This is a genomic window from Desulfoprunum sp. (assembly GCF_053613775.1).
Map to the genome: position 1 here is coordinate 112,021 of NZ_JBSHXH010000004.1, position 21,972 is coordinate 133,992.

25 protein-coding genes are annotated in these 21,972 nt (G+C 63.7%); 11 read left to right on the top strand and 14 right to left on the bottom strand.

The genetic code is table 11. The features are described 5' to 3' along the window. Positions 1 to 9: 9 nt before the first annotated feature. Genes ACWGKN_RS04595 through ACWGKN_RS04610 form a run of 4 tightly spaced genes read left to right on the top strand, consistent with a single transcriptional unit; the run spans position 10 to position 3,265 of the window. Positions 10 to 591 (top strand): UbiX family flavin prenyltransferase, encoded by a 582-nt coding sequence (locus tag ACWGKN_RS04595; protein ID WP_035226166.1) that lies wholly within the window; start codon positions 10 to 12, stop codon positions 589 to 591. Next, complete coding sequence (locus tag ACWGKN_RS04600; protein ID WP_035226164.1) at positions 585 to 1,445, top strand: UbiA-like polyprenyltransferase; 861 nt, start codon at positions 585 to 587, stop codon at positions 1,443 to 1,445. The genes ACWGKN_RS04595 and ACWGKN_RS04600 overlap by 7 nt, the downstream gene beginning before the upstream one ends. 4 nt (positions 1,446 to 1,449) lie before the next feature. Next, a complete protein-coding gene (locus tag ACWGKN_RS04605; RefSeq protein WP_452094772.1) occupies positions 1,450 to 2,364 on the top strand; it encodes a DUF3108 domain-containing protein in 915 nt (304 codons plus the stop codon). 10 nt (positions 2,365 to 2,374) lie between these two features. Beyond that, positions 2,375 to 3,265 carry a phosphoribosylaminoimidazolesuccinocarboxamide synthase gene (locus ACWGKN_RS04610; protein ID WP_424252871.1) on the top strand — a complete coding sequence of 297 codons (891 nt, stop codon included), beginning with the start codon at positions 2,375 to 2,377 and terminating at the stop codon, positions 3,263 to 3,265. A gap of 13 nt (positions 3,266 to 3,278) precedes the next feature. On the opposite strand, the gene ACWGKN_RS04615 is transcribed toward ACWGKN_RS04610, so the two are convergent. The 3 genes from ACWGKN_RS04615 to ACWGKN_RS04625 are packed head-to-tail and all read right to left on the bottom strand — an operon-like array spanning position 3,279 to position 5,099. After that, positions 3,279 to 4,172: a TIGR01777 family oxidoreductase gene (locus tag ACWGKN_RS04615; RefSeq protein WP_452094773.1), complete on the bottom strand. Its 894-nt coding sequence runs from the start codon at positions 4,170 to 4,172 to the stop codon at positions 3,279 to 3,281. Continuing rightward, complete coding sequence (locus tag ACWGKN_RS04620; protein ID WP_035226154.1) at positions 4,169 to 4,558, bottom strand: nitrous oxide-stimulated promoter family protein; 390 nt, start codon at positions 4,556 to 4,558, stop codon at positions 4,169 to 4,171. The genes ACWGKN_RS04615 and ACWGKN_RS04620 overlap by 4 nt, the downstream gene beginning before the upstream one ends. Before the next feature lies 1 nt (position 4,559). Further along, the gene (locus ACWGKN_RS04625; protein ID WP_035226152.1) at positions 4,560 to 5,099 is read right to left on the bottom strand and encodes a shikimate kinase; all 540 of its coding nucleotides are present in this window, start codon (positions 5,097 to 5,099) and stop codon (positions 4,560 to 4,562) included. Positions 5,100 to 5,386: 287 nt separating this feature from the next. On the opposite strand from ACWGKN_RS04625, the gene ACWGKN_RS04630 reads away from it, so the two are divergent. The 4 genes from ACWGKN_RS04630 (at position 5,387) to ACWGKN_RS04645 (ending at position 8,706) form a co-directional block, all read left to right on the top strand. Beyond that, a complete protein-coding gene (locus tag ACWGKN_RS04630; RefSeq protein ID WP_452094774.1) occupies positions 5,387 to 5,710 on the top strand; it encodes a hypothetical protein in 324 nt (107 codons plus the stop codon). 11 nt (positions 5,711 to 5,721) lie between these two features. Next, positions 5,722 to 6,804 carry a cyclic nucleotide-binding domain-containing protein gene (locus ACWGKN_RS04635; RefSeq protein WP_035226148.1) on the top strand — a complete coding sequence of 361 codons (1,083 nt, stop codon included), beginning with the start codon at positions 5,722 to 5,724 and terminating at the stop codon, positions 6,802 to 6,804. Positions 6,805 to 6,822: 18 nt separating this feature from the next. Continuing rightward, positions 6,823 to 7,524, top strand: coding sequence for a DVU0298 family protein (locus ACWGKN_RS04640; RefSeq protein ID WP_052159607.1), 702 nt, complete (start codon positions 6,823 to 6,825; stop codon positions 7,522 to 7,524). 63 nt (positions 7,525 to 7,587) lie between these two features. Next, a complete protein-coding gene (locus tag ACWGKN_RS04645) occupies positions 7,588 to 8,706 on the top strand; it encodes a nitrilase-related carbon-nitrogen hydrolase (protein ID WP_452094775.1) in 1,119 nt (372 codons plus the stop codon). A gap of 8 nt (positions 8,707 to 8,714) precedes the next feature. Here ACWGKN_RS04645 and ACWGKN_RS04650 read toward each other — a convergent pair whose 3' ends face one another. Continuing rightward, positions 8,715 to 9,542: an SDR family NAD(P)-dependent oxidoreductase gene (locus tag ACWGKN_RS04650; RefSeq protein WP_424252880.1), complete on the bottom strand. Its 828-nt coding sequence runs from the start codon at positions 9,540 to 9,542 to the stop codon at positions 8,715 to 8,717. 597 nt (positions 9,543 to 10,139) lie between these two features. Between ACWGKN_RS04650 and ACWGKN_RS04655 the strand changes: the two genes are divergently transcribed. Next, the gene (locus tag ACWGKN_RS04655) at positions 10,140 to 12,452 is read left to right on the top strand and encodes a bacteriohemerythrin (RefSeq protein ID WP_052159605.1); all 2,313 of its coding nucleotides are present in this window, start codon (positions 10,140 to 10,142) and stop codon (positions 12,450 to 12,452) included. A gap of 21 nt (positions 12,453 to 12,473) precedes the next feature. Here the strand turns inward: ACWGKN_RS04655 and ACWGKN_RS04660 are convergent, their stop codons facing one another. The 10 genes from ACWGKN_RS04660 to atpD all read right to left on the bottom strand — a co-directional run bounded on the left by ACWGKN_RS04660 (position 12,474) and on the right by atpD (position 20,223). Next, positions 12,474 to 13,220: a TerC family protein gene (locus ACWGKN_RS04660; RefSeq protein WP_424252884.1), complete on the bottom strand. Its 747-nt coding sequence runs from the start codon at positions 13,218 to 13,220 to the stop codon at positions 12,474 to 12,476. Between the two features lie 132 nt (positions 13,221 to 13,352). Beyond that, positions 13,353 to 14,249: a F0F1 ATP synthase subunit gamma gene (locus ACWGKN_RS04665; protein WP_452094776.1), complete on the bottom strand. Its 897-nt coding sequence runs from the start codon at positions 14,247 to 14,249 to the stop codon at positions 13,353 to 13,355. Then, on the bottom strand, positions 14,246 to 15,919 hold the full coding sequence (locus ACWGKN_RS04670) for an alternate F1F0 ATPase, F1 subunit alpha (RefSeq protein WP_452094777.1): 1,674 nt from the start codon (positions 15,917 to 15,919) through the stop codon (positions 14,246 to 14,248). The genes ACWGKN_RS04665 and ACWGKN_RS04670 overlap by 4 nt, the downstream gene beginning before the upstream one ends. Next, positions 15,912 to 16,766 (bottom strand): F0F1 ATP synthase subunit B family protein, encoded by an 855-nt coding sequence (locus tag ACWGKN_RS04675; RefSeq protein ID WP_052159604.1) that lies wholly within the window; start codon positions 16,764 to 16,766, stop codon positions 15,912 to 15,914. Before ACWGKN_RS04675 ends, ACWGKN_RS04670 begins: the two co-directional genes overlap by 8 nt. A gap of 3 nt (positions 16,767 to 16,769) precedes the next feature. Then, entirely contained in the window at positions 16,770 to 17,051 is a 282-nt protein-coding gene (locus ACWGKN_RS04680; RefSeq protein ID WP_035226138.1) for a F0F1 ATP synthase subunit C, read from the bottom strand. 30 nt (positions 17,052 to 17,081) lie between these two features. Next, positions 17,082 to 17,777 (bottom strand): F0F1 ATP synthase subunit A, encoded by a 696-nt coding sequence (locus ACWGKN_RS04685; RefSeq protein WP_035226134.1) that lies wholly within the window; start codon positions 17,775 to 17,777, stop codon positions 17,082 to 17,084. Further along, complete coding sequence (locus ACWGKN_RS04690; RefSeq protein WP_035226289.1) at positions 17,758 to 18,075, bottom strand: N-ATPase subunit AtpR; 318 nt, start codon at positions 18,073 to 18,075, stop codon at positions 17,758 to 17,760. The genes ACWGKN_RS04685 and ACWGKN_RS04690 overlap by 20 nt, the downstream gene beginning before the upstream one ends. Further along, a complete protein-coding gene (locus tag ACWGKN_RS04695) occupies positions 18,068 to 18,406 on the bottom strand; it encodes an AtpZ/AtpI family protein (RefSeq protein WP_035226131.1) in 339 nt (112 codons plus the stop codon). The genes ACWGKN_RS04690 and ACWGKN_RS04695 overlap by 8 nt, the downstream gene beginning before the upstream one ends. Further along, positions 18,399 to 18,788, bottom strand: coding sequence for a F0F1 ATP synthase subunit epsilon (locus ACWGKN_RS04700; protein ID WP_035226129.1), 390 nt, complete (start codon positions 18,786 to 18,788; stop codon positions 18,399 to 18,401). Before ACWGKN_RS04700 ends, ACWGKN_RS04695 begins: the two co-directional genes overlap by 8 nt. Positions 18,789 to 18,819: 31 nt before the next feature. Further along, complete coding sequence (atpD, locus tag ACWGKN_RS04705) at positions 18,820 to 20,223, bottom strand: F0F1 ATP synthase subunit beta (protein WP_035226128.1); 1,404 nt, start codon at positions 20,221 to 20,223, stop codon at positions 18,820 to 18,822. 229 nt (positions 20,224 to 20,452) lie between these two features. Between atpD and ACWGKN_RS04710 the strand changes: the two genes are divergently transcribed. Both ACWGKN_RS04710 and arsB read left to right on the top strand, forming a co-directional pair. Next, on the top strand, positions 20,453 to 20,827 hold the full coding sequence (locus tag ACWGKN_RS04710) for an ArsR/SmtB family transcription factor (RefSeq protein ID WP_035226126.1): 375 nt from the start codon (positions 20,453 to 20,455) through the stop codon (positions 20,825 to 20,827). Between the two features lie 36 nt (positions 20,828 to 20,863). After that, positions 20,864 to 21,955 carry an ACR3 family arsenite efflux transporter gene (gene arsB / locus ACWGKN_RS04715; RefSeq protein WP_452094778.1) on the top strand — a complete coding sequence of 364 codons (1,092 nt, stop codon included), beginning with the start codon at positions 20,864 to 20,866 and terminating at the stop codon, positions 21,953 to 21,955. Positions 21,956 to 21,972 lie beyond the last annotated feature (17 nt).

The window sequence follows — 21,972 nt, forward strand, 5'->3', positions numbered from 1 at the left end:
GGATCAACTATGCAACCCGGAGCCCCCCACAGACTGCTCGTCGCCGTCACCGGCGCCAGCGGCATGCTCTACCTCAGGGCCTTCCTCAAGGTCATCGCCACCGGCTGCCTCGAGGTCCATGGGATCTGTTCCCCCTCCGGGCGCCAGGTCCTGCAGATGGAGGAGGACATCGAACCGGCTGCCCTGCCCGGCGTCGCCCGATGGTTTGCGCCTGACGACTTCGCCGCCCCGCCGGCCTCGGGGTCGAGCCGGTACCACGGCATGGTCGTCCTGCCCTGTTCGATGGGAACCCTGGCGGCGATCGCCTCAGGCCTCTCCATCAACCTGATCCACCGCGCCGCCGATGTGATGCTCAAGGAGAGGCGACCCCTGGTCCTGGCGGTCCGGGAAACCCCCTTCAACCGCACCCACCTCCAGAACATGCTCGCCGCCCATGATGCCGGCGCGGTCATCTGTCCGCCGATGCCGGCCCACTACCTCCGCCCGGCAACGCTGGAAGAGGCGGCCCGGACCTATGCCTGGCGGCTCGCCGATCAGCTGGGGATCGGGATCGCCGACCGCAAACGGTGGGGGGACGATCCCCTATGCTGAAGAAAATCGCCATCCTGCTCGAGATGATCAAGTTCAAGCTGACGATCTTCGCCATGCCCTTCGCCTTTACCGGGGCCTGCCTGGCGGCCGGCGGGGTACCGGGGGCGACCGTCATCCTGTGGGTGGCCGTGGCGTTGGTCGGAGCGAGGACCGCCGCCATGGGGTTCAACCGGATCGTCGACTGGCGCTTCGACAAGGCCAACCCCCGCACCGCCAACCGGGCCATCCCGACAGGCGAGGTCCGGATGGCCGAGGCCTGGGCGATGGTGGTGCTCTCGGCCCTGCTGTTCTTCTTCGCCTGTTCCCGGCTCAATCCCCTGACCCTGCAGATCTCCCCCTTCGCCCTGGCCCTGACGCTGTTGTACTCCTACACCAAGCGCTTCACCAGCCTCTGCCACCTCGTCCTCGGCCTGGCCCAGGCTTTTTCTCCCCTGGGCGGCTGGGTGGCTGTAACGGGGAGTCTCGCCGGCTATCCCTTCGTCCTCTCGGCCGGGGTGCTGTTCTGGATGGCCGGTTTCGACACCATCTATGCCTGCCTCGATGCCGACTTCGACAAGGACAGCGACCTCTTCTCGATGCCGTCGCGGTTCGGCCGGCGGAGGGCCTTCCGCCTCGCCGTCCTTTTTCACGTCCTCGCCTTTCTGCTGTTCACCGCCACCGGGGTGCGGATGGGCCTCAACTACTGGTACTATATCGGACTGGTGCTGACCGCCGGGGCCCTGTTCTACCAGCATCTGATCGTCACCCCGCGCGATCTGTCGCGGATCAAGGCCTCGTTCTTTTCGATGAACGGTGTCATCAGCCTGACCATCTTTGTCGCCACCCTGCTGTCCCTGCTGACCATGGAGAACTGAGACGATGCCGCGATTGTTTCGGATCATGCTTCTGCTGCTCTGCTGGACGCTGCCTGCCGCCGCCGCTGAACAGGACGCGCCTGCTGCCGGCGCGCCCTCCTACGGCGTGATCGACCGGGATTTGTTGAAGACGGCCTATGTCGACGGTGAAAGGATGCTGTACGAGGTCTTCTGGACCGGCGGGGTGAAGATCGGAGAACTCAGGCTGGAGATCGTCCAGATGAAGGGACTGATGCCGGAGACTTACGAGATCAAGACAACCATCACCACCGAGAACGGCGCCATCCACGGGATCTATCCGGTCAGGGATGGCCATGTGACGACAGTCTATGGCAAAAACCGCTTGCCCGGTCGCTATGAAGTCTGGCAGAAAGAGGGCTATAACTACCAGGCCCATCGCCTGACCACGTACAACCAGCAGACCGGGAGGATCTGGTACAAGAAGAACGCCGATCCCTCGACCACTACTATGGTCCAGGCGCCGATCCACAACGAGTTTTCGGCCTTTCTCGGCAGCCGGGTCATGCCCTTTGCGGTTGGCGGGTCGTTCCTGGTGCCGACCTTCGCCGACAAGCGGCGCAACGAGGTGCTGGTCAAGGTCGTGGCCCGGGAAACCCTGGAGCAGACAGTCCTGGGCACGGTCGAAACCATGCGGGTGACACCGATTCTCGAATTCAAAGGGTTGTACGACAAGAATGGGGATACGGTCGTCTGGTATACCGATGACGAGTGCCGGGTACCGGTGCGGATCAATTCCAAACTGATGATCGGTTCCTTGACCCTGGATCTGGTCAGCTATTACAATAGCCGATGCCCGCAGTATCACGGAGCAGTGCCGATCGAAGGGAAGAAGGCGGGGCAGCCGGTGGCGGCCGCCGGCCCGAAGACCGGCGGCACCAAGGATCAACACAACAATTGAAGGAATGACCATGACGATCGTGAAGACGACCGATTTTGCCGGTCTCGACCTCGTGCATCGCGGCAAGGTGCGGGACATGTACGCCCTGCCGGGCTACGACGATATGCTGCTGATGGTGGCGACCGATCGGATTTCAGCCTATGACGTGGTGATGGACGATGTCATCCCCGGCAAGGGCGAGATCCTGACCCGGCTCTCCCTGTTCTGGTTCGACCTGCTGGCGGATATCGTCGAGAATCATCTGATCACCGCCGATGTCGATGCGTATCCGGCGGTCTGCCGCCCCTACGCCGACGAACTGCGGGGGAGGTCGATGCTGGTGAAGAAGACCCGGCCGCTGCCGATCGAGTGCATCGTCCGCGGTTATATCTCGGGGTCGTTCTGGAGCGCCTACCAGAAGGACACCACCGTCTGCGGCTTCGTCCTGCCGACCGGGATGCGGGAATCGGACAAGTTCGCCGAGCCGCTGTTCACCCCGTCGACCAAGGCCGAGCTGGGCACCCACGACGAGAATATCTCGCTGGCGGCAATGGAGCAGATCGTCGGCGCCGACCGGGCCAGGGAGATCGCGGCGATCAGCACCAGCCTCTACCGGCGGGCCGCCGATTACGCCCTGCAGAAGGGGATCATCATCGCCGACACCAAGTTCGAGCTGGGGGTGAGAGACGACCGGCTGATCCTCATCGACGAGGTCCTGACCCCCGACTCGTCGCGGTTCTGGCCGCTCGACCGGTACGCGCCGGGGCAGGGGCAGCCGAGTTATGACAAGCAGTTCCTCCGTGATTACCTGTCATCGCTGACCTGGGACAAGACCCCGCCGCCGCCGCCGTTGCCGGCGGAGATCGTCGACAAGACCCGGGCCCGCTACCTCGAGGCGCTGCAGCGGATCACCGGCAGATAGGTCCCGCGTTCCCCTATCGACTGTGGGTGCAGGAGGCCAGGACCTGGCGCAGATCCTGCTCTTTGAACCGGTATCCGGCCTCGAGCAGACGAGTCGGGACGACCCGGCAGCTGCTGAGCACCATTTCGTCGGCCATCTCGCCGAACAGCAGCCGGACCAGGAAGGCCGGGGCCGGCATGATGGTCGGTCTCCCGAGGACCTCGCCCAGGGTCTTGACAAAGACCCTGTTGGTCACCGGGATGGGGGAGACGGTATTGAACGCGCCCTGCAGCCCTTCATTCTCCATCACGAAGCCGACGATGTCGGCGAGGTCGTTGATGCTGATCCAGCCGATATACTGGTTGCCGCTGCCGATGACTCCGCCGACCCCCGCCTTGAAAGCCGGCAGCATCTTGAACAACGCCCCGCCGCGCGGGCTCAGGACCATACCGAACCGCAGGAACACCACCCTGATTCCGGCCTGTTCCGCCTTCGCCGCCGTTTCCTCCCACTGCCGGCACACCTCGGCGAGAAAGCCTGATCCCGACGGTGACCGCTCGTCGACGATGGCGTCGCCGCAGTTGCCGTAATAGCCGGTCGCCGAGGCGCAGATCAGCAGTTTCGGCCGTCTGCCGGGCTGGCTGATATAATCCACCAGTTCCCAGGTGCTGTCCACCCGGCTCCGCAGGATCAATTCCTTCTGCCGGGCATTCCAACGTTTGTTGGCGACGTTCTCCCCCGCCAGATTGATCACCACATCGAAGGGGGATTGGTCGGCGTCGGCATCAAGGGATGCCGTGTCCCATAGTCTGCCCCAGGTTTTATTCCTGTGGCGGCGCAGCGGCCGGATGGTGTGACCTAGCTTGAACAGTGATTCGATCAGGGCGCTGCCGACCAGTCCGGAGGCTCCGGTGATGAGTATCTTCATGGTTTGGTCCTGTTCTTGTCACGGATTGAGAGACCGTTGTGGTGCCGCTGGCCGGCAACCGGCGCCCGGCGGCGGCCGTCAAGCAGATGCCTGAGGGCCATCAGCGGATGGGCCCAGATCATTCTGGAGCCGGCATACCGCATGACGCTGCGGACCTCGATGCGATAGCGCGGGGCATAGCAGTGCACCGGGCAATTGCCGCAGGTCGGTTTTTTCTGCTGGAACGGGCACTTCGCCAGCCGCTTGGCGGCGTAGGCCGCCAGTTCGCGGCACTGTGGGCACAGTTGCCGTCCTTCACCATGATGGTGGTCGCGGCAGTGGATGCCGATCATCGCCGTGATGGTCGCCAGTTCTCTCGCCAGGCGGGGCGGCAGGCTGTCCTTCATCTTATCGATCACCTCCGGCCATGATGTCCGTGCGTCTTTTCAACTCGTCGATGATCTGCTCGCAGACCGCTTCCTGGCTCGGTTCGGAGGCGGCGATGATGATATCGGCATAGCGGCGGTAGAGCCCCAGGCGTTCTTCGAAGAGGTCTTGAAAGCTCTGTTCCGGCCGTTTGGCCAGGCCCCGGGTCTCGTAGTTCCTGATCCGGGCCTTGAGCGTCGGCAGGTCGACGTGGAGAAAGACGCACAACCCGTCCTGTTTCAGGTGGGTCATCGCCCGGGCACTGTAGGCGGCGCTGCCCCCGGTGGCGATGACATGGTCGCGGCAGGTGACGCCGAGCAGCACCCGCTCCTCGATATCGCGCAGCACCATGTGACCGTCGCGGTTGACGATATCCTGCAGGGTCCTGTTCTCGGCCAGCTGGATCAGGACATCGGTATCGACGTAATTTTTGGCCATCATCTTGGCAAGGATAATACCGACCGTACTCTTGCCCGATCCCGGCATACCGATCAGTACGATATTGGATTTCTGATGGTCCATGATTATTATGCGCTATCCTGTTGAGGTTCCACTTTAACCCATGATAAAGTGTAAGCCGCCGGTAGTATTTGGCAACAGGATTTTTCCATGCGGTATATTTCCGGATTCGGGCGATCTCCGGCTGGGGATTGCTTTGTCCTCTTTTCCGGAAGGGGGATGAGAAAGGAATTGCTCTTTCATTCCAGCAGTGTATCATTCCGCAATTGTCATCCATGATGATCCGGTGAGGTTGCTGGTGGCAGCAACGGAAGACGAAACAAGTATATCCTTTTTCCCATGTGAGCGAAATGTGGAATAAAATTGTGGAGTGGTTCGATTCGACCCATCTGATCGAGCAGGTCACCGAGGTCGATTATGTCGGTTTGTTCACCAATCCCTGGTTCCTGGTGCCGTTCTGCATCCTGATGGCCTATCTGGTCTACCGACAGAGCTGGAAGGACCTGATCATCATCACCATTCTGCTTGCGGTCTGGTGGGTGTCCGGCACCGAATACATGAAATCCCTGATCGTCGATGGTGAACTGCAGATCTCCAAGATACTGCCGGTGGCCTTTGGCGGGGCGGTCATCCTCGGATTCGTCATCTATCTGTTCTTCGGCAGATCGGATTGAAGTGAGGACGGATGCAGTACCGCAATGGTGTCTTTATCATCACCGAAGAGAAGCGCTGTCCGATCTACAATGCCGGCGAGGAACTCAGGGTCAATAAGGGGATCCTTACCCTGCCGGTGGGCAAACCGACCTGTCTTACCCTGACCAGAGACCTGATCGTCATCGTCACCGAGGATGTCCCCTATGAACGCTATCGCCGGGGGGAGATCGAGAGGTTCCGATTCGAATGCGGCGGGTGTACCGGTCTCATCTCCTTCGAGTTCAAGAGAGACAAGGGGTATGCCACGCTGCAGATGAAAATGCTGGCGGCGAGGGATCGCAAGGAAAAGACCAGGGGGATCGTCCAGTTCGCCGATCTGCTCCGGCCCATTGAGATCTTCGCACCGCTGACCTACGACAATCTCCTGGACATCGCCACGCTGTTCACCTTCTCCCCGTATCCCAGCGGCTTTCCGATCGTTCAAAAGGGGGAGCCGGGCACCCTGCTCTATATCATCATCTCGGGACGGGTCGAGATCCTCGATGACGACGGCGTCACTCTTGCCGAGCTGACGCAGGGCGATGTCTTAGGCGAGATGAGCCTGCTCTCGGGGGAGGCGGCGATGACCACCATCGTGGCGACCGAGCCCTGCCACATCGCGACGCTGAAGTCCAAGGATTTCCGTCACATTCTGACGAAATTTCCCGTCCTCCAGGACTATTTCTACAAGCTGCTGGTCAGCCGGATCACCAGGATCAACCTGCAGCGGGCCGAAGAGCTGTCTTCCGGGATGGTCGGACAGTTTGACGATATCTCGGTGGTCGAACTCTGCCAGATGATCAATGCCAATCTGAAGACGGGTAGACTGAAGCTGGAGTTCGGGACAACACGGGCCTGTATCGATTTTCGTGAAGGCGAGATCATCCATGCCGAGTTCAATGGCAGTACCGGCCCGGACGCCTTTTTTCAGATCCTCGGCCGGTCCGAGGGACGGTTCAAATTCATCAATGGCCTGAAACCCGCCGATATGGAACGGGACGTCCTGGGCGGTTTCATGGCCTTGCTGATGCAGGGGATGAAACGTCTCGACGATCTCGAGGGCCGCGAAGACTGACCGGGGGAGTGGCACACGATGGGACGGCGGGAGATAAAAAACCAGATCCTGTTGTTGCTTGGTCGGCCCGATCTGGCCGCCATCCTTGAAACGACCGCATCACTATCCGCCCGCGACCTGATCGCCCCCCTGTTCTCCGCCCTCTGCCATCGGGACGAACTGGTGCGCTGGCATGCCGTCAGCGTCTTCGGCACCACCGTCGATCGGATGGCCGGGCAGGACCTGGAATCCGCCCGCATCGTCATGCGGCGGTTCCTCTGGAGTCTCAACGATGAATCGGGCGGGATCGGCTGGGGGGCGCCGGAGGCGATGGCCGAGATCATGTACCATTGCCGGCCCCTTGCCGAGGAGCACCTCCACATGCTCGTCTCCTACATGCGGGAAGATGGTCCGGAGGCCTTCCAGGACGGCAACTTCATCGAACTGCCGATGCTGCAGCGGGGCCTGTTGTGGGGGATCGGCCGGCTCATTCCCCGCTATCGGCAGACTTTGGCGCCGATGGGAATAGCCGGTGATCTCCGGCCGTATCTCCAATCGCCGGATGGGGACGTCCGGGGGCTGGCCGTCCGCGGTCTCCTGCTGCTCGGCGACAGGATGGAGGGGAAGGAATGTGACTTTCTCAAGCAGGATCGGCATCGCTTCAAGGTCTACACCGGGGATGGCTTCCTCACCTGCACCGTCGCCGACCTCGTTCGACAGGGGCGGCCGCGAGAGGAATAGCCTCGCGGTCACAATGGAACCGGCGGGACCGATCACGGCAGGTCCCGCCTCGGAGGAGTGAAGATGATGGAACTCGAAGACGACCTCTTTGCCGGGCTCGGTTTTGTCCAGTACCAAATCCAACTGGGCGAACCGGAGCGCAATCTCCAGCAGATCGCTCGCGCCCTGGAGTCGGTCGATGGCCTCGACCGGAGCCTCGTTGTCCTGCCGGAGTTGTGGGCCTCGGGCTTTGCCTATGACCGGTTTGACGCTATGGCCGCCGAGACCCCGGCGATGCTGGAGGAACTGGCCGCCCTGGCCGGACGCCACAACTGCATCTTCGCCGGCTCGCTGCCGGAACGGGCGGAAGAGAACAAGGGCGAGCTGTTCTACAATACGCTGTATGTCAGCGGGGCCGACGGTGTCCTGGGCTGCTACCGGAAACAGCAGGTCTTCTACTACGGCGGTGAGGGCCGGGCCTTTATCCCCGGCATCGAGCCTTACCTGGTAACGACGCCGCTGGGGCGAATCGGCTGTCTGGTCTGCTACGACCTGCGCTTTCCGGAGCTGGCGCGGCTGCAGTGCCAGCAGGGCGCCGACCTGCTGCTCTGTTCGGCGGAGTGGCCACAGGCGCGGATCGATCACTGGCGGGCGATGCTCAAGGTCAGGGCGCTCGAGAATCAGACCTTTGTCGTCGCCGGCAACGGCTGGGGCATGGTGGATGGGGTGAACCTGGGCGGCTGTTCGACGGTCATCGATCCCCGGGGGCAGGTCCTGGCCGAGGCCGGCGACGGGCCGCAGGCGGTGGTGGTCCGGCCCGATTGGAGCACGCGGGAGGAATATCGTTCCCGATTCCACTCCTTTGCCATTGCTTCGTACCCGTTCAACGACGCCGGGAAGATCCTGCCGTCGGCGGCATCCTGTCTCGACCTGCTGGCGGTGAGGTGGCGGGTGGGGCAGCGCCTGGTCTGCCGCGAGGTTGCCGGACCGGTCGACACGGCGATGCTCCAGTCCCTGGAGGAGGCGCGGCGGCAGGGGGATTTCCTGGTTGTCGCCGTGACGGCAGGGGTACAGGGCGATTCCGATCAGCGTCTGCTGGCCGCGCTTGGCTGCGTCGACGCCGTCTGTCGCCTCGATACCTTCACCGCGGCCGAACGGGCCCGGCTTGTCAAGCTGACCGGCGGGATAAAGGCGATCCGGTAGGCCGCCGCTCAGAGGATGCCCGGCGGCATCTTCGGTACCCGGTCGCCGCCGAGGACAAAACCGCCATCCAGCCGCAGCACCGCCCCTGTCATGTAGGTGGCGTCGACGGCGACAAACAGCACGGCCGTCGCGACCTCCTCCGGCAAGCCGGTCCGGCCGAGAAGCGTGTGCCGCCGCAGCTCCTCCCGCTGTTGCGGCGACAGCGCCCCCCAGCCGCGGGTCTGCTCGCCGTGGCGGCCGTCGATCAGGCCGAGCATCACCTCGTTGACCCGCACTGCCGGTCCGGCCTCCCGCGCCCAGGTCTCGGTAAACGATGACACCGCCCGGTTGGCGGCGCTGTAGCCGTCGTTGAACACCAGGGCGGCCGGGCCGCTGCGGCCGGTCATGGCGGCGATCGAGCTGACGTTGACGATCGCCGCCTCGCCGCTCCTCCGCAGCAGGGGCAGGCAATGGTGGTAGAGCAGCCACTTGGCGGTCAGCGTCGTCGCGATCTCGAGTTCCCACTGGCCGCGGTTGTGGGGCTGATCGTAACTGCCGTGGACCACCGGCATGCCGCCGCGCTCGATGTTGTTGACGAGAACATCGAGCCGGCCGAACCTTCCCTCGATGGTCGCCGCCAGGGCCGCCACCGCCTCCCCGGCGCGCAGGTCGACCGGCATGGTCACGAAGGCAAAGCCCCGCCCCTCAAACTCCTCCGTCATCTCCCGGGTGGACTCCGGCCAGTCATGGACAGGGAGGACCAGTGTGGCCCCTTCCTCGCCGAAGCGTCGGGCGATGGCCCGCCCGATCGGCCGCGAGGCCCCGGGGATGAGAGCGATCCTGCCGTGTAATCTCATGGTATTCCCCTTTCCAGCCGGCGTGCGGCCGGGAATCTTCAGTTAAACCGCAAGCGGCGTGGGCCTCGGAGCGGAGAAGAGAACGCGGTTGTGTCGCGGCCGCCCAGGCATTGGCAGCCAGGGACCACAGGCCCGCATCACTTCTTTGTAATGTGCCTCTCGCTCTCCGTCAATCGGAACAAAGGAATTCGGACCCTGAGCGCCGGCGTATGGCCGCTTCTCCGTACCGCCAGGCGGCGATCTCAGCAAAAATAGCTGATCCGCACCTCCCAGTCTGCCGCTGTTGTGCTTCTCGCCGTAATCGCTCGAATGGGGACCGGTCAGCGGGGCGAGGCGCAGCAGCAGTCGCCGGTTGGTGCCCCTGGGCAGGTCATCTCGGCGGCAGACGGCATCATGGACAAAGTTTCCCGCCAGGGTTGGCGACGGTTGTTTGACTTCCCCCGCCAATTCGCATACTCTCCTCAGAATTCGGAACCAGGATGAGTTGCCGGCCTGTCTCGTGGAATTGAACAGGTCGGGATGAGGTACGCCGTGGTCCGCCGGCCGTCGGCGGTGGGACTGGATGGTGCGTGAGGGACTGATGGAGACGGATACGGCATGAACTCGACCACCAGGCCTCAGGCCCGTTTTTCCCGGGAATGGCTGATATTCGGCCTGAGCATGACAATCCTCGGGCTATGGCACGGCTCCTTCGCCTATTACGACTATTCGCAGATAGAGGCTCGGGAACGGCAGCGCCTGTCGACCCAGGCCAGGGTGATCGATGACCTGGTCGCCCTGCAGCTGGAGGCGATCGGCAACACGCTGTCGAGGGTCCGGCAGGATCTGGGGCCGGATTGGCACAGCGACCGCGGTTCGATCCCGGCGACCGGCAGGCGGCTCGAAAACCTGGTCGAGGCCATGACCAGCCTGCGCACGATCGCCATCCTCGACGATTCGGGGCTGGTGGTCGCCTCAAACCAGAGGGACATCGTCGGCAAGTCCTTTCTCCAGCGGGATTTTTTCCAGACGGTGAAAAAAAATCCGCACCCTGACACCCTCTATGTCAGTTCTCCGTTCACGACCTCCCTCGGGGCATGGACGATGAACCTGTCCCGGGCGATCATCGATGACCAGGGGCAATTCGCCGGCGTGGTCGCCGCCTCCCTCAATCCGGCGACCTTCAGGGTCGTATTGAACACCGTGCTGTATGCCCCCGATGCCTGGTCGGCCCTGGTCCATGAGGATGGGGGCCTGTTCGTGATCGAGTCGGGAGGAGTCCTTGACCGCGGCAGCACGCCCGTCGTCGCCGCTGACATCATCGCCCGGGCGGCAGGCACCGGTGCGGAGGGCGAGGTCTTCAGAACGACCACCGATCCCGCCGGACTGCAGCGTCTGGTCGGGATTCGCACTATTCACCCGGCCCGGCTCAGGATGGACAACTGCCTGACCATCGTCGTGAGCCGCGATCTTCATGCGGTCTTCCCGGAATGGCGGCACAATGTGCTGGTGTATGGCGGCCTGTATCTGTTGCTCGTCGTCGTGGGCGGTTCCGGCGTCCTTGTCATCCGCAAGCGACGGCAATATATGGAAATGGCGGAAGCGAGGCTGTTCGAGGCCCGTGAGATTCTCGAAAATTTCTTTGCCATCACCCCCGATCTGCTGTGCATCGCCGATCTCGGCGGCGATTTCCGCCAGCTCAACCCCTCCTGGGAGAAGGTGCTCGGCTATCCGCTTGCCGAAATGGAAGGGACGCCTTTTATCGGCTATCTGCACCCGGAGGATGTCGAGCCGACGCTGGCGGCGATGTCCGACCTGGCGGCGGGGAAGGACGTGATCGGGTTCGTCAACCGCTTCCGGCATCGGGATGGTTCGTATCGCCATATTGAATGGCGATCGGCGGCCCGAGGCGACCTGATCTTCGCCTCCGCCCGTGACGTCAGCGAGCGTAAGGAGGCGGAACTGCGGTTGAAGTACCTGGCCTATCATGACCGTCTGACGGGGTTGGCCAACCGGTCGCTCCTCTTCGGCCGGCTGTCCCATTCACTCTCCGCCGCCGGCCGCAACCACACCCGGGTGGCGACCCTGTTCATCGATCTTGACGGCTTCAAGGAGATCAACGATCGATACGGTCATGAGGGCGGTGATATCGTCCTCAAGACCGTGGCCGGACGATTTCAATCGGCGGTGCGGGCGTCGGATACGGTGGCCCGGATCGGGGGGGATGAGTTCATTGTCGTTCTCGCCGACATCACCGAAACCGCCCAGGTGGGACCTGTTGCCGACAAGCTGCTGGCTACGCTCGAAGCCCCGATCTCTCTGGCCGAGGGCCGGACATGCCGGGTCGGGGCCAGTATCGGCATCAGCATGTATCCGGGCAACGGCAGGGAGATGGACGAACTGCTCGAGGCGGCTGACAACGCGATGTACCAGTCCAAGAAATCAGGCAGAAACCGCTACCAGTTCTCTCAGAGCGCGCCGTCTGCAGCATCCGCCGACGATGACCGGATCGTGCTGGGCGAGGCCTATCTGCTCGGCATCGGAGAACTGGACGAACAGCATCGGAAGATGACGGAGCTGGTCAACCTGCTCATCGATGCCGTGCGCACCGACGCCGGGGACGACCGGACCAGCCGGCTGCTGAATGAGCTGATCGATTGCACCACCTCCCATTTCAACACCGAGCGGGAGCTGATGGAGCGGTTCGACTATCCGGAACGGGCCACCCACAACGCCTCCCACGACTACCTGCTGGTGGAAATAGCCGATTTCGGCGAACAACTGGCCCAGCAGGGGAAACTGTTCATGGTCAAGCTGGTCAGGGATTGGCTGCTGCAGCACATCGACAGGGAGGATCGGCCCCTCGGCAGATTTCTCCGGGAGCGGATGGCCGACAATCATAGTGAACGGATCACATCTGACGGTTGTTGATCACATCTGAGGGGCATTGATTTATTTCTCGATCTTCTTGTTCAGTTGGACATGCGTATGCACCTGGCTGCGGCGGACCTTGATATTCAACAGTTCGACCGTGATCGAGAAGGCCATGGCGAAGTAGATGTAGCCCTTGGGGACATGGATATCGAAGCCTTCGGCGACCAGGGTGAAGCCGATCAGCATCAGGAAGGAGAGGGCGAGCATCTTGATGGTCGGGTGGGCATCGACGAAGGTCCCGATCGGTTTCGCGGCGAACAGCATGACCACCACCGCGCCGACGATGGCGATCACCATGACCGCCAGGTGTTCGACCAGGCCGACCGCGGTGATGACCGAGTCGAGGGAGAACACGATGTCGAGCAGGGCGATCTGAACGATGGTGGCGGCGAAGCCGTACGCTTGTTGCTGTTTTTCGGCCCCGCTGCCGTCTTCGAGGCTGGTGTGGATTTCATGGGTCGCCTTGGCGAGGAGGAACAGCCCGCCGCCGACCAGCACAACGTCGCGGCCGGATATTTCCTGGCCGAGCACGGTGAACCAGGGCTCGACCAGACCGATGATCCAGGCGAGACTGAACAGCAGGGCGAGGCGGGAGAGCATGGCGAAGCCGATTCCCAGGGTCCTGGCCTTGTCCCGCTGGCCCTCCGGCAGTTTGCCCACCAGGATGGTGATGAAAATGATGTTGTCGATACCGAGAACGATCTCGAGCGCCAGCAGCGTTGCCAGGGCGATCCACGCCTCCGGCATCAGGATCCAGTCGAACATGTGTCAGCTCCATGCAGGTATGACGGGAATGAGGCCCGTCGTGGTGGTTGGGAGGAGGGTGGCGACATCCTCGGGCGGGCGAAGGTTAGTGGCGCACGAGTCCTGGACAAAATGTGGCGGAATCGGCGATTGTCAAGTCGGCCCACCTCCTCTGCGGTGATTCGTCAACGCTTCGAAGCCGGAGACGACATCGAACAGCTCTTCGTCGATGGTGCTCTGCCGCAGTTGGTGCAACCGGCCGGTCAGATCCTCCAGCAGTTCCTCGATATTGGTGTCGGCGCGCTGCATCGCCGCCAGACGGCTGGCATTTTCACTGGCCAGCGATTCGGCGCAGGCCCGGAACAGCGACACGAAGAGGAACTCGCGGATAAGCATCCGCAGGGTTGGCGGCCCGCCGCCGATCACCTCCGGCAGTTGTCGCGTCGGCCAGGGAGAATCGGCCAGCTGCCGCCGCCAGGTCTCGTCGAGGGGCAGCAAGCGCTGGCTGACCGGGGTGTAGACCACCCCTTCGCGGGGACGATTGTAAAACAGATAGACCTCGTCCAGGTCCCGGTCGTCCCCGGCGGCGCCGCTGTCGATCAGGATCCGTCCGACCAGCGGGGTGATGCCCTTGACCGAGCTCGGTACCGGGAAGAAGCCGCGCACCAACGTTCCCTGCTCCTGCAGGCGGGCCTGCATCCGTTCACCGACCGCCCACAGATGCGGGACCCCGGGGAGGGTCGCCAGGATCTGCAGGGCATACTCGGCCAGCACCTCGTTGAACCGCCCGACCAACCCCTGGTCCGAACCGAAGACGATGGCCCCGATCCGGTCGGTGGCGGCGGATTTTCTTCCGCCCACCGGCCGGCTGTCCCGCAGGCAGACGCTCAGGCCCAGCTCGACGGTGTGGGCGTACGCCGCCAGGGCGCCGACCGATCGTTCATACTGGCCGATACTGGCGGCCGCCAGGGCCTTCATCGCCCGGACGACGGACTGCAGGTCCCGGGCGCCGTTTTGTTTCTGCTTGAGGCCGGCGAGGGTGTCGGTCACGGTTCCTCCGGGCGTTGTCGGGCGGCAGGCATGGCAAAGCGGGGTTCCGGCTGGAAATCCGCCAGCGCCCGGCGGGCGATCTCGATGATCAGCGCCCGGTCGGCAGCGGCGAATTCCCCGGCGAGGGCCAGCCGCAGCCCCACGTCTTCCGGGATCTGTGCCGCCGCCCGGTGCAGCACCTGTTCGGCCTCCGCCACCCGTTCCAGCGGCACCTGGTCCAGCAGCCCGGCCGTCAGGGCCAGCAGCACGGTGATCTGGGCCGGCACCGCGACGGGGGAGAATTCGGGCTGCTTCAGGCAGGCCCGTATCCGCCGCCCGTGGTCGATGATCCGGCGGGTCCCGTCATCGAGCCTGGCGCCGAAGCGGGCAAAGGTCTCGAGCTCCTCGAACTGGGCGTAGATCAGCTTGAGATCCCCGGCCACACTCCGGTAGACGGCGCGCTGGGCCTTGCCGCCGACTCGGGACACCGACTGGCCGACATCGACGGCGGGCAGGACGCCGCGTTCGAACAGGGCCGGCGACAGGAAGATCTGGCCGTCGGTGATCGAGATCAGGTTGGTGGGGATATAGGCGGCGATATTCTGGGCCTCGGTTTCGATGATCGGCAGGGCGGTGAGGGAACCGCCGCCGAGGTCGTCGAGCAGGCGAGTGGCCCGTTCCAGCAGGCGGGAATGAATGTAGAAGATGTCGCCGGGAAACGCCTCGCGGCCCGGCGGGCGGCGGAGCAGCAGCGACAGCTCGCGATAGGCCCGGGCATGGTGGGTGAGGTCGTCATAGACGATCAGGACATCCCGGCCGGCCTCCATGAAGTGTTCGGCGATGCTGGTCGCGGCATAGGGGGCGATATAGGCCAGGCCGGGCGGATCGTTGCCCTCGGCGACGACGAAGACGGTATAGCGCAGCGCCCCCTGGTCGCGGAGGATGGCGATGGTCTTGGCGACACTGGCGGCCCGCTGGCCGATGGCGCAGTAGACACAGAGCACGCCGGAATCGCGCTGGTTGAGGAGGGTGTCGATGGCGATGCCGGTCTTGCCGGTCTGGCGGTCGCCGAGGATCAGCTCGCGTTGGCCGCGGCCGATGGGGACCAGGGCGTCGACCACCTTGATCCCGGTCTGGAGCGGTTCGGTGACGGGGGCCCGGTCCATGATGGCGGGGGAGGGCCGCTCGATCGGCAGGCGCTGGCGGCAGCGCACCGGGCCGTTGCCGTCAAGCGGCTGGCCGAGGGGGTTGATGACCCTGCCGAGCAGCTCGATCCCGACCGCCACGTCCATCACCCGGCCGGTGCGGAGTACCCGGTCGCCGGCCTTCAGGCGCGCATGATCGCCGAGCAGGACGACGCCGACCTCCTCTTCGGCGATGTCGAAGGCGATGCCGGCGATCCCGTCGGGGAATTGCACCAGCTCCTCCGAGCCGACGCCGGGCAGGCCCGACACCGTGGCGATCCCCGTCGACACCGTCAGCACGGCGCCGATTTCCCGGATGGACAGCTGCGGCCGGAAGGTCTCCCGCACCCGGCCGATATCGGCAAAGGAGCGGTCAAGGATATCGGCCAGGTCGTTGCAGCCGGTGCCGGCAACCGTGACGACGCTGCGGGAGGCGTCGGAGCACACCGGGCAGGCGACCATTCCGGGTCCAGGTCCTCTCCCCGGTTGTGCAGGGGCATCAGCCATGGCGGTCTGCCCCCTGGGAGGATGGCGGTGTCGCCATTACGGTGCCGCCCCCGGTCGCCGCAGCCGTTGCTTCCCGGCCATCGGCAGGAGGGTGGTCAAGCAGCAGGTCGATGATGCCCTGTTCGAGGGCAAGGAGATAATCGGTGATATTCCAGGCCACCTGATGCCCATCCATGCTCACCGCGATCCCGCTGACCAGGTCGGGCCCGCACTCGTAGCAGAACCGGCCGCCATAATTGAAGTTCTCCCCTATCTCCCGCTCGATCGCCTGGCGCTGGTGGTCCGGCAGGGGGAAGGTGCTGCGGATGCAGACCGGGCCGACCGGCGATTTCAAAACGGCCTGCAGCTCGGATCGTTCCCCCGCCTCCATGGTCCGGCAGCGGCGGAGAAAGGTGTCGACCATCGCCTGTTCCAGGTTCGCGCCGGCGAGATCGGCCAGCGCCTTCCGCGCTATCGCAAACACCTCTTCCCGGGTCCGCCGCAGGATTTCCTCCTTCAGGGTGTTGCAGTCATCGATCATCGCCTCCTGCTGCCGGGTGCGGAAATCTTCGGCCTCCCGGCGCGCCGCCGCATAGAGGTTCTCTCTCTCGGCCTTGACCTCCCGGATCGCCTCCCGGAGGAGGGCGGCCCGCTGGCGGACGAATTCCTCGTTGCGCTGGTGGAAGACGTCGCGTTCCCGCTCCGCCGCCTCCTTGTTGGCCTCGGCCTCGGTCATCGCGGCGGCGACGCGTTGTTCGCGGGCATCGATGGCGTCGAGGACGGGCCGATAGAGAAAACGCCGCAGCAGCCAGACCAGGATGAGAAAGTTGACGATCTGGGCGGTGACGGTGAACCAGTCGATGAGCATGACTCACCGGCCCCCGGCCTGAGCGATGAGATGATTCCAGAACGGGTTGGCGAAGATCAGGATCATCGCCACCACGAGGCAGTAGATGGCGGTCGACTCGACCATCGCCAGGCCGACGAACAGGGTCCGGGTGATGGTGGCCGAGGCGTCGGGCTGCTGGGCCAGCGAACTGAGGGCCGTCGCCACCGCCCGCCCTTCGCCTATGGCCGGGGCGATGGAGCCGATGGCCATGGTCAGGCCGGCGGTGAAGATCGAGACGATGGCGACGATGGTCAGGTTATCCATATATCCTCCTTGTCGTGATGGATCTGATTTTCATTGATGTGCTCCGGGTCCCGGTCGCGAGCCCCGGTCGCTGGTGGCGGCGGCGATATAGACCGTCGCCAGGACACTGAAGATATAGGCCTGGACCATCCCGGTTAAGAGGCCGAACAGGGTCATGACGATCGGAAAGAGATAGGGGGTGACGGTGAGGAGGATGGCGACGATCATCTCCCCGCTCATCATGTTGCCGAAGAGCCGCACCGCCAGGGCCAGGGTCCGGGAGATCTCGCCGATGATATTGAACGGCAGCATGAGGACGGTCGGCTCCGTATAGCCCCGGAGATAGCCGAACAGCCCATTATCGCGAATGCCGTAGGCCGGCGCGGCCACGAAGACGCAGAGGGCGAGGGCCGCCGTGGTCGACAGCGAGCCGGTCGGGGGCCGGTACCCGGGGACGATCGTAGCGAGACTGGCCAGGGCGACGAAGAGAAAGAGGGTGCCGATAAAGCCGACAAACCTGCGGGGTTCGACGATCCCGATCTCGGCGATCTGTTTTTCCATGGCCAGGACGATGATCTCGAGGACATTCTGCCAGCGCGACCGCCGCAACCCCGTCGACAGCCGGGCGGTGATGAGTCTGGCGCCGCCGGCGAGGATGGCCATCAGCAGCCAGGTGAAGACGATGGTGGCGTTGAGCTTGACGAAGCCGTACTGCCAGAAGATCTGGTTATCGGGGCTCAGCTGCATGACCGGCCTCCTGCGGCACCGCGTCTTTTTTCATCCCTCGACCGAATCCCGCCGCCACCAGGCGGGCCAGGATGAAACCGACGAGGGCGGCGGCCAGCCGTGACCAACGGCCGCCGGCAAGGGCGTAGAAACCGAGGGTCACCACGGCCGCCCGGACGATAAAACTGCCGACGAACCACAGGGCCGGACGCGGCGAGGCCAGCCCTTTGCGCACCGTCCACCACAGGCCATAGAAGAACAAACCGCCCAGCAGCAGCCCGCCGACAAAGGCCGCCAGCAGATACATTGTCTCAGTCATCGTTGTCCTCCTCGTCCTGGCGGATTTTCTTCTCTTCCTTGGCCACCCAGTGCCAGGCATTGAGACAACCGAGGACCAGGCCGAGCAGCAGCAGCATCAGGGTCCAGGAGTGGCGGCCGGGAAAGTGCCGGTCGATCCAGATCCCGAGCGCAATACCGAGGACCGTCGGGATCGCCACCGACCAGCCGACCAGCCCCATCATCCCCAGGCCATGCCAGATCGTCCGGGTCGCATGCCGCCGGGCCTTGAGTTTGCGCTTCGCCTGGTCGTCGATCCGACGGCTGAAGGCCGCATGGTTGCGCCGGGCCTTGTCGTCGAATCGCTTATCCATGCTGGTACCTCACGAAGCGGCGGATGAACATGCTTTCCATCTTCGCCAGGACCTGGCGGACACTTCGCGCTTCGTCGTCGAGGTTGCGGAATTCCCGGTCGATCGCCTCGCGCAGCAGGCCGAGATCGTCTCCGCCGATGGCGTTGCGCACCGACACCAGGACCTGGCTGCCCTTCTTCACCAGGACCCCTTCATCGACGGCGACGTAGGTCTCGCCGCCATCGCCGTCTTCAAAGAGCAGGATGCCGGGAACGAGGGCGGCGACGCAGTCGAGACGGCGGGGCAGGATCCCCAGCGAACCCTGGAGGGTTTCGGCGACGATCCGCGACACCGCCGATCGCTCGGCGAAGATTTCAAAGGGCAGGAGAATTTTCAGGTGCATGGGCGTCGCTCCATCTTCATTGCGGGCAGAGTCACCGAGCCGCCTGCACCTTGCTGTCGGCCTCCTCGATCCGGCCGATCATGTACAGGGCGCTCTCGGGATAGTCCTTGAATTCGTCGCCCAGAATCCGTTCGCAGCCGTCGAGGGCGTCGTCGAGACTGACGACCCGGCCGACGTGGCCGGTGAACTGCTCGGTGGTATAAAACGGCTGGGTGAGGAACCGTTCGAGCCGTCGCGCCCGGGCGACCGTGGCGCGGTCGGCCGGAGCCAGCTGATCGAGGCCGAGCATGGCGATGATATCCTTCAATTCGGCGTACTGGGCGAGGGTGCGGCGGATCTCCTGGGCCAGGTGGTAATGGCGGTCGCCGATGATGCCGGGGGCGGCCATCCTGGAACGGGACTGCAACGGGTCGATGGCCGGATACAACCCTTCGCTCGCCCGCTTGCGCGACAGGACGATGGAGGCCGACAGGTGGGAAAAGGTATGGACCGCCGCCGGATCGGTGAAGTCGTCGGCCGGCACGTATACCGCCTGGATCGAGGTGATCGCCCCTTTGTCGGTATTGGCGATCCGTTCCTCCAGGGTGGAAAGTTCAGTGCCCATGGTCGGCTGATACCCCAGGCGCGACGGCATCCGCCCCATCAGCCCCGACACCTCGGAACCGGCCTGGATGAAACGGAAGATGTTGTCGATCAGCAGCAGCACGTCGCGATGGGCGTCATCGCGGAAATATTCGGCCATGGTCAGGGCGACGTGACCGATGCGGAACCGGGAGCCGGGCGGCTCGTTCATCTGGCCGAACACCATGACCATGTCCGGCAGCACGCCCGCCGCCCGCATGTCCCGATACAGTTCCTCCCCTTCGCGGCAGCGCTCGCCGATGCCGCAGAAGATGCTCACCCCCTGGTGCTGGCCGACCATGTTGTGGATCATCTCGGTCAGCAGCACCGTCTTGCCGACCCCGGCGCCGCCGAACAGGCCGGCCTTGCCGCCGCGTTCGAGGGGCATCAGCACGTCGATGATCTTGATGCCGGTGGCGAAGATCTCGGATCTGGTCGAGCGCCGCGCCAGAGGCGGCGGGTCCTGATGGATGCTGCGCCATTCCAGGTCGGGGGGAGGGGGGTGACGATCGATGGTCCGGCCGAAGACGTCGAACATCCGCGACAGGATGCCATTGCCGACCGGGGCCATCAGGGGGGCGCCGGTGTCCTTGACGACCATGCCGCGGGCCAGTCCCTGGGTCGGGGTCAGGGCGATGCCGCGCACCCGGTGCCGATCGAGCTGGGCCAGGACCTCGATGGCGATCTCGTCGGTCGTGCCGGTCCGCAGCAGGGTGGTGATGGGCGGCAGGGAATCGGCAAAGCGGATGTCGACCACGGAGCCATGGACCGAGACGATCGTGCCGGTATTCGCATGCACAGATGATTGGGTCATGCCGGGAAGCTCCCCTGCCGATCGTCGGCGTTGCCCGTGATCACGGTGATGACGGGCTGTTCTCATCGTCGTGGCTGATTGAGGCGGTTCTTCAGAAAATTGTAGCGAATACGCACTCAATAAGCAAATTATCCCCTCGGGATCCGGTGCTTGAAATGCTTTGACAGCGATGCGTACTTGATTTACCATCATTTCGTCAATTAGCGAAACATGCAACAAGAGGATATACGTGGAACAGACGTTGAACATCGCCAAGGCCCTGGCCGACGGCAGCCGGATGCGGGTGATCGCCGCCCTGATGTCCCGGGATGAACTGTGCGTGTGCCAGATCACCGAGATGCTCCAACTCGCGCCGGCAACGGTGTCGCGCCACATGACCATCCTGCAGCATGCGCGGCTGGTGCAGAGTCGCAAGGAGGGCCGCTGGGTGTTTTACCGGCTTACCGCCGCGTTTCCCGACCTGCTGTACCAGTGGCTCGCCGGAGCACTTGCTGATTCTGCGGAAATACGGGCGGACCGGGGGAGATTGCAGACCATTCTTGCCTGTGATCCGGATGATCTCTGCCGGCGGCAGAAGAACAGGAAGAGTTGCCGGAAATCCTGAGCGATCCCGGCCGATTTAATTTCAACGAGGTACCTAATGGCCCAATCCGTCAAGAAATTGTCATTTATCGATCGCTTTCTCACCCTGTGGATTTTTGTCGCCATGCTGGCCGGGGTCTTCGGCGGCTATCTCTTCCCCGGGATTACTGATTTCATCAATATCTTTCAGGTCGGGACCACCAATATTCCCATCGCCGTCGGCCTGATCATGATGATGTATCCGCCGCTGGCCAAGGTCAAGTATGAGGAACTGGGGCAGGTGTTCCGGAACGGCCGGGTTCTGGCGCTGTCCCTGGTCCAGAACTGGCTGATCGGGCCGGTGCTGATGTTCCTGCTGGCGATCACCTTCCTCTCGGGCCACCACGACTACATGGTCGGCCTGATCCTGATCGGGCTGGCCCGCTGCATCGCCATGGTCATCGTCTGGAACGACCTGGCCGACGGCGATACCGAGTACTGCGCCGGGCTGGTGGCCTTCAACTCGATCTTCCAGGTCCTGTTCTTCTCGGTCTACGCCTGGATCTTCATCACCGTGGTGCCGCGCTGGTTCGGCCTGGAGGGGGCGGTGGTCGATGTCTCGATCGGCGACATCGCCAAATCGGTCTTCATCTATCTGGGGATCCCCTTCATCGCCGGCATGCTGACCCGCCTGGTCGGCCTCAAGCTCAAGGGCAAGCAGTGGTACGAGGAGGTTTTCGTGCCGCGGATCAGCCCGTTGACCCTGATCTTCCTGCTCTTCACCATCCTGGTGATGTTCTCGCTGAAGGGCGAGTATATCGTCCAGCTGCCCTTCGATGTCCTGCGCATCGCCCTGCCCCTGACGGTCTATTTTCTGGTGATGTTCGCCGTGTCCTTCTTTCTGTCGATGAAGGTCGGGGCGACCTACGAACAGACCACCACCCTCAGCTTCACCGCCGCCTCCAACAACTTCGAGCTCGCCATCGCCGTCGCCATCGCCGTCTTCGGCATCGATTCGGGCGAGGCCTTCGCCGCGGTCATCGGGCCGCTGGTCGAAGTGCCGGTCCTGATCGCCCTGGTCAATGTGGCGCTGCGCCTCAAGGGCCGATATTTCCCCTATGCCCGGCGGACCCTCAGCGGCGTCTGTCATGTGCGGGTGAAGAGTGAGTAGACGCTGCCGGTTGCACC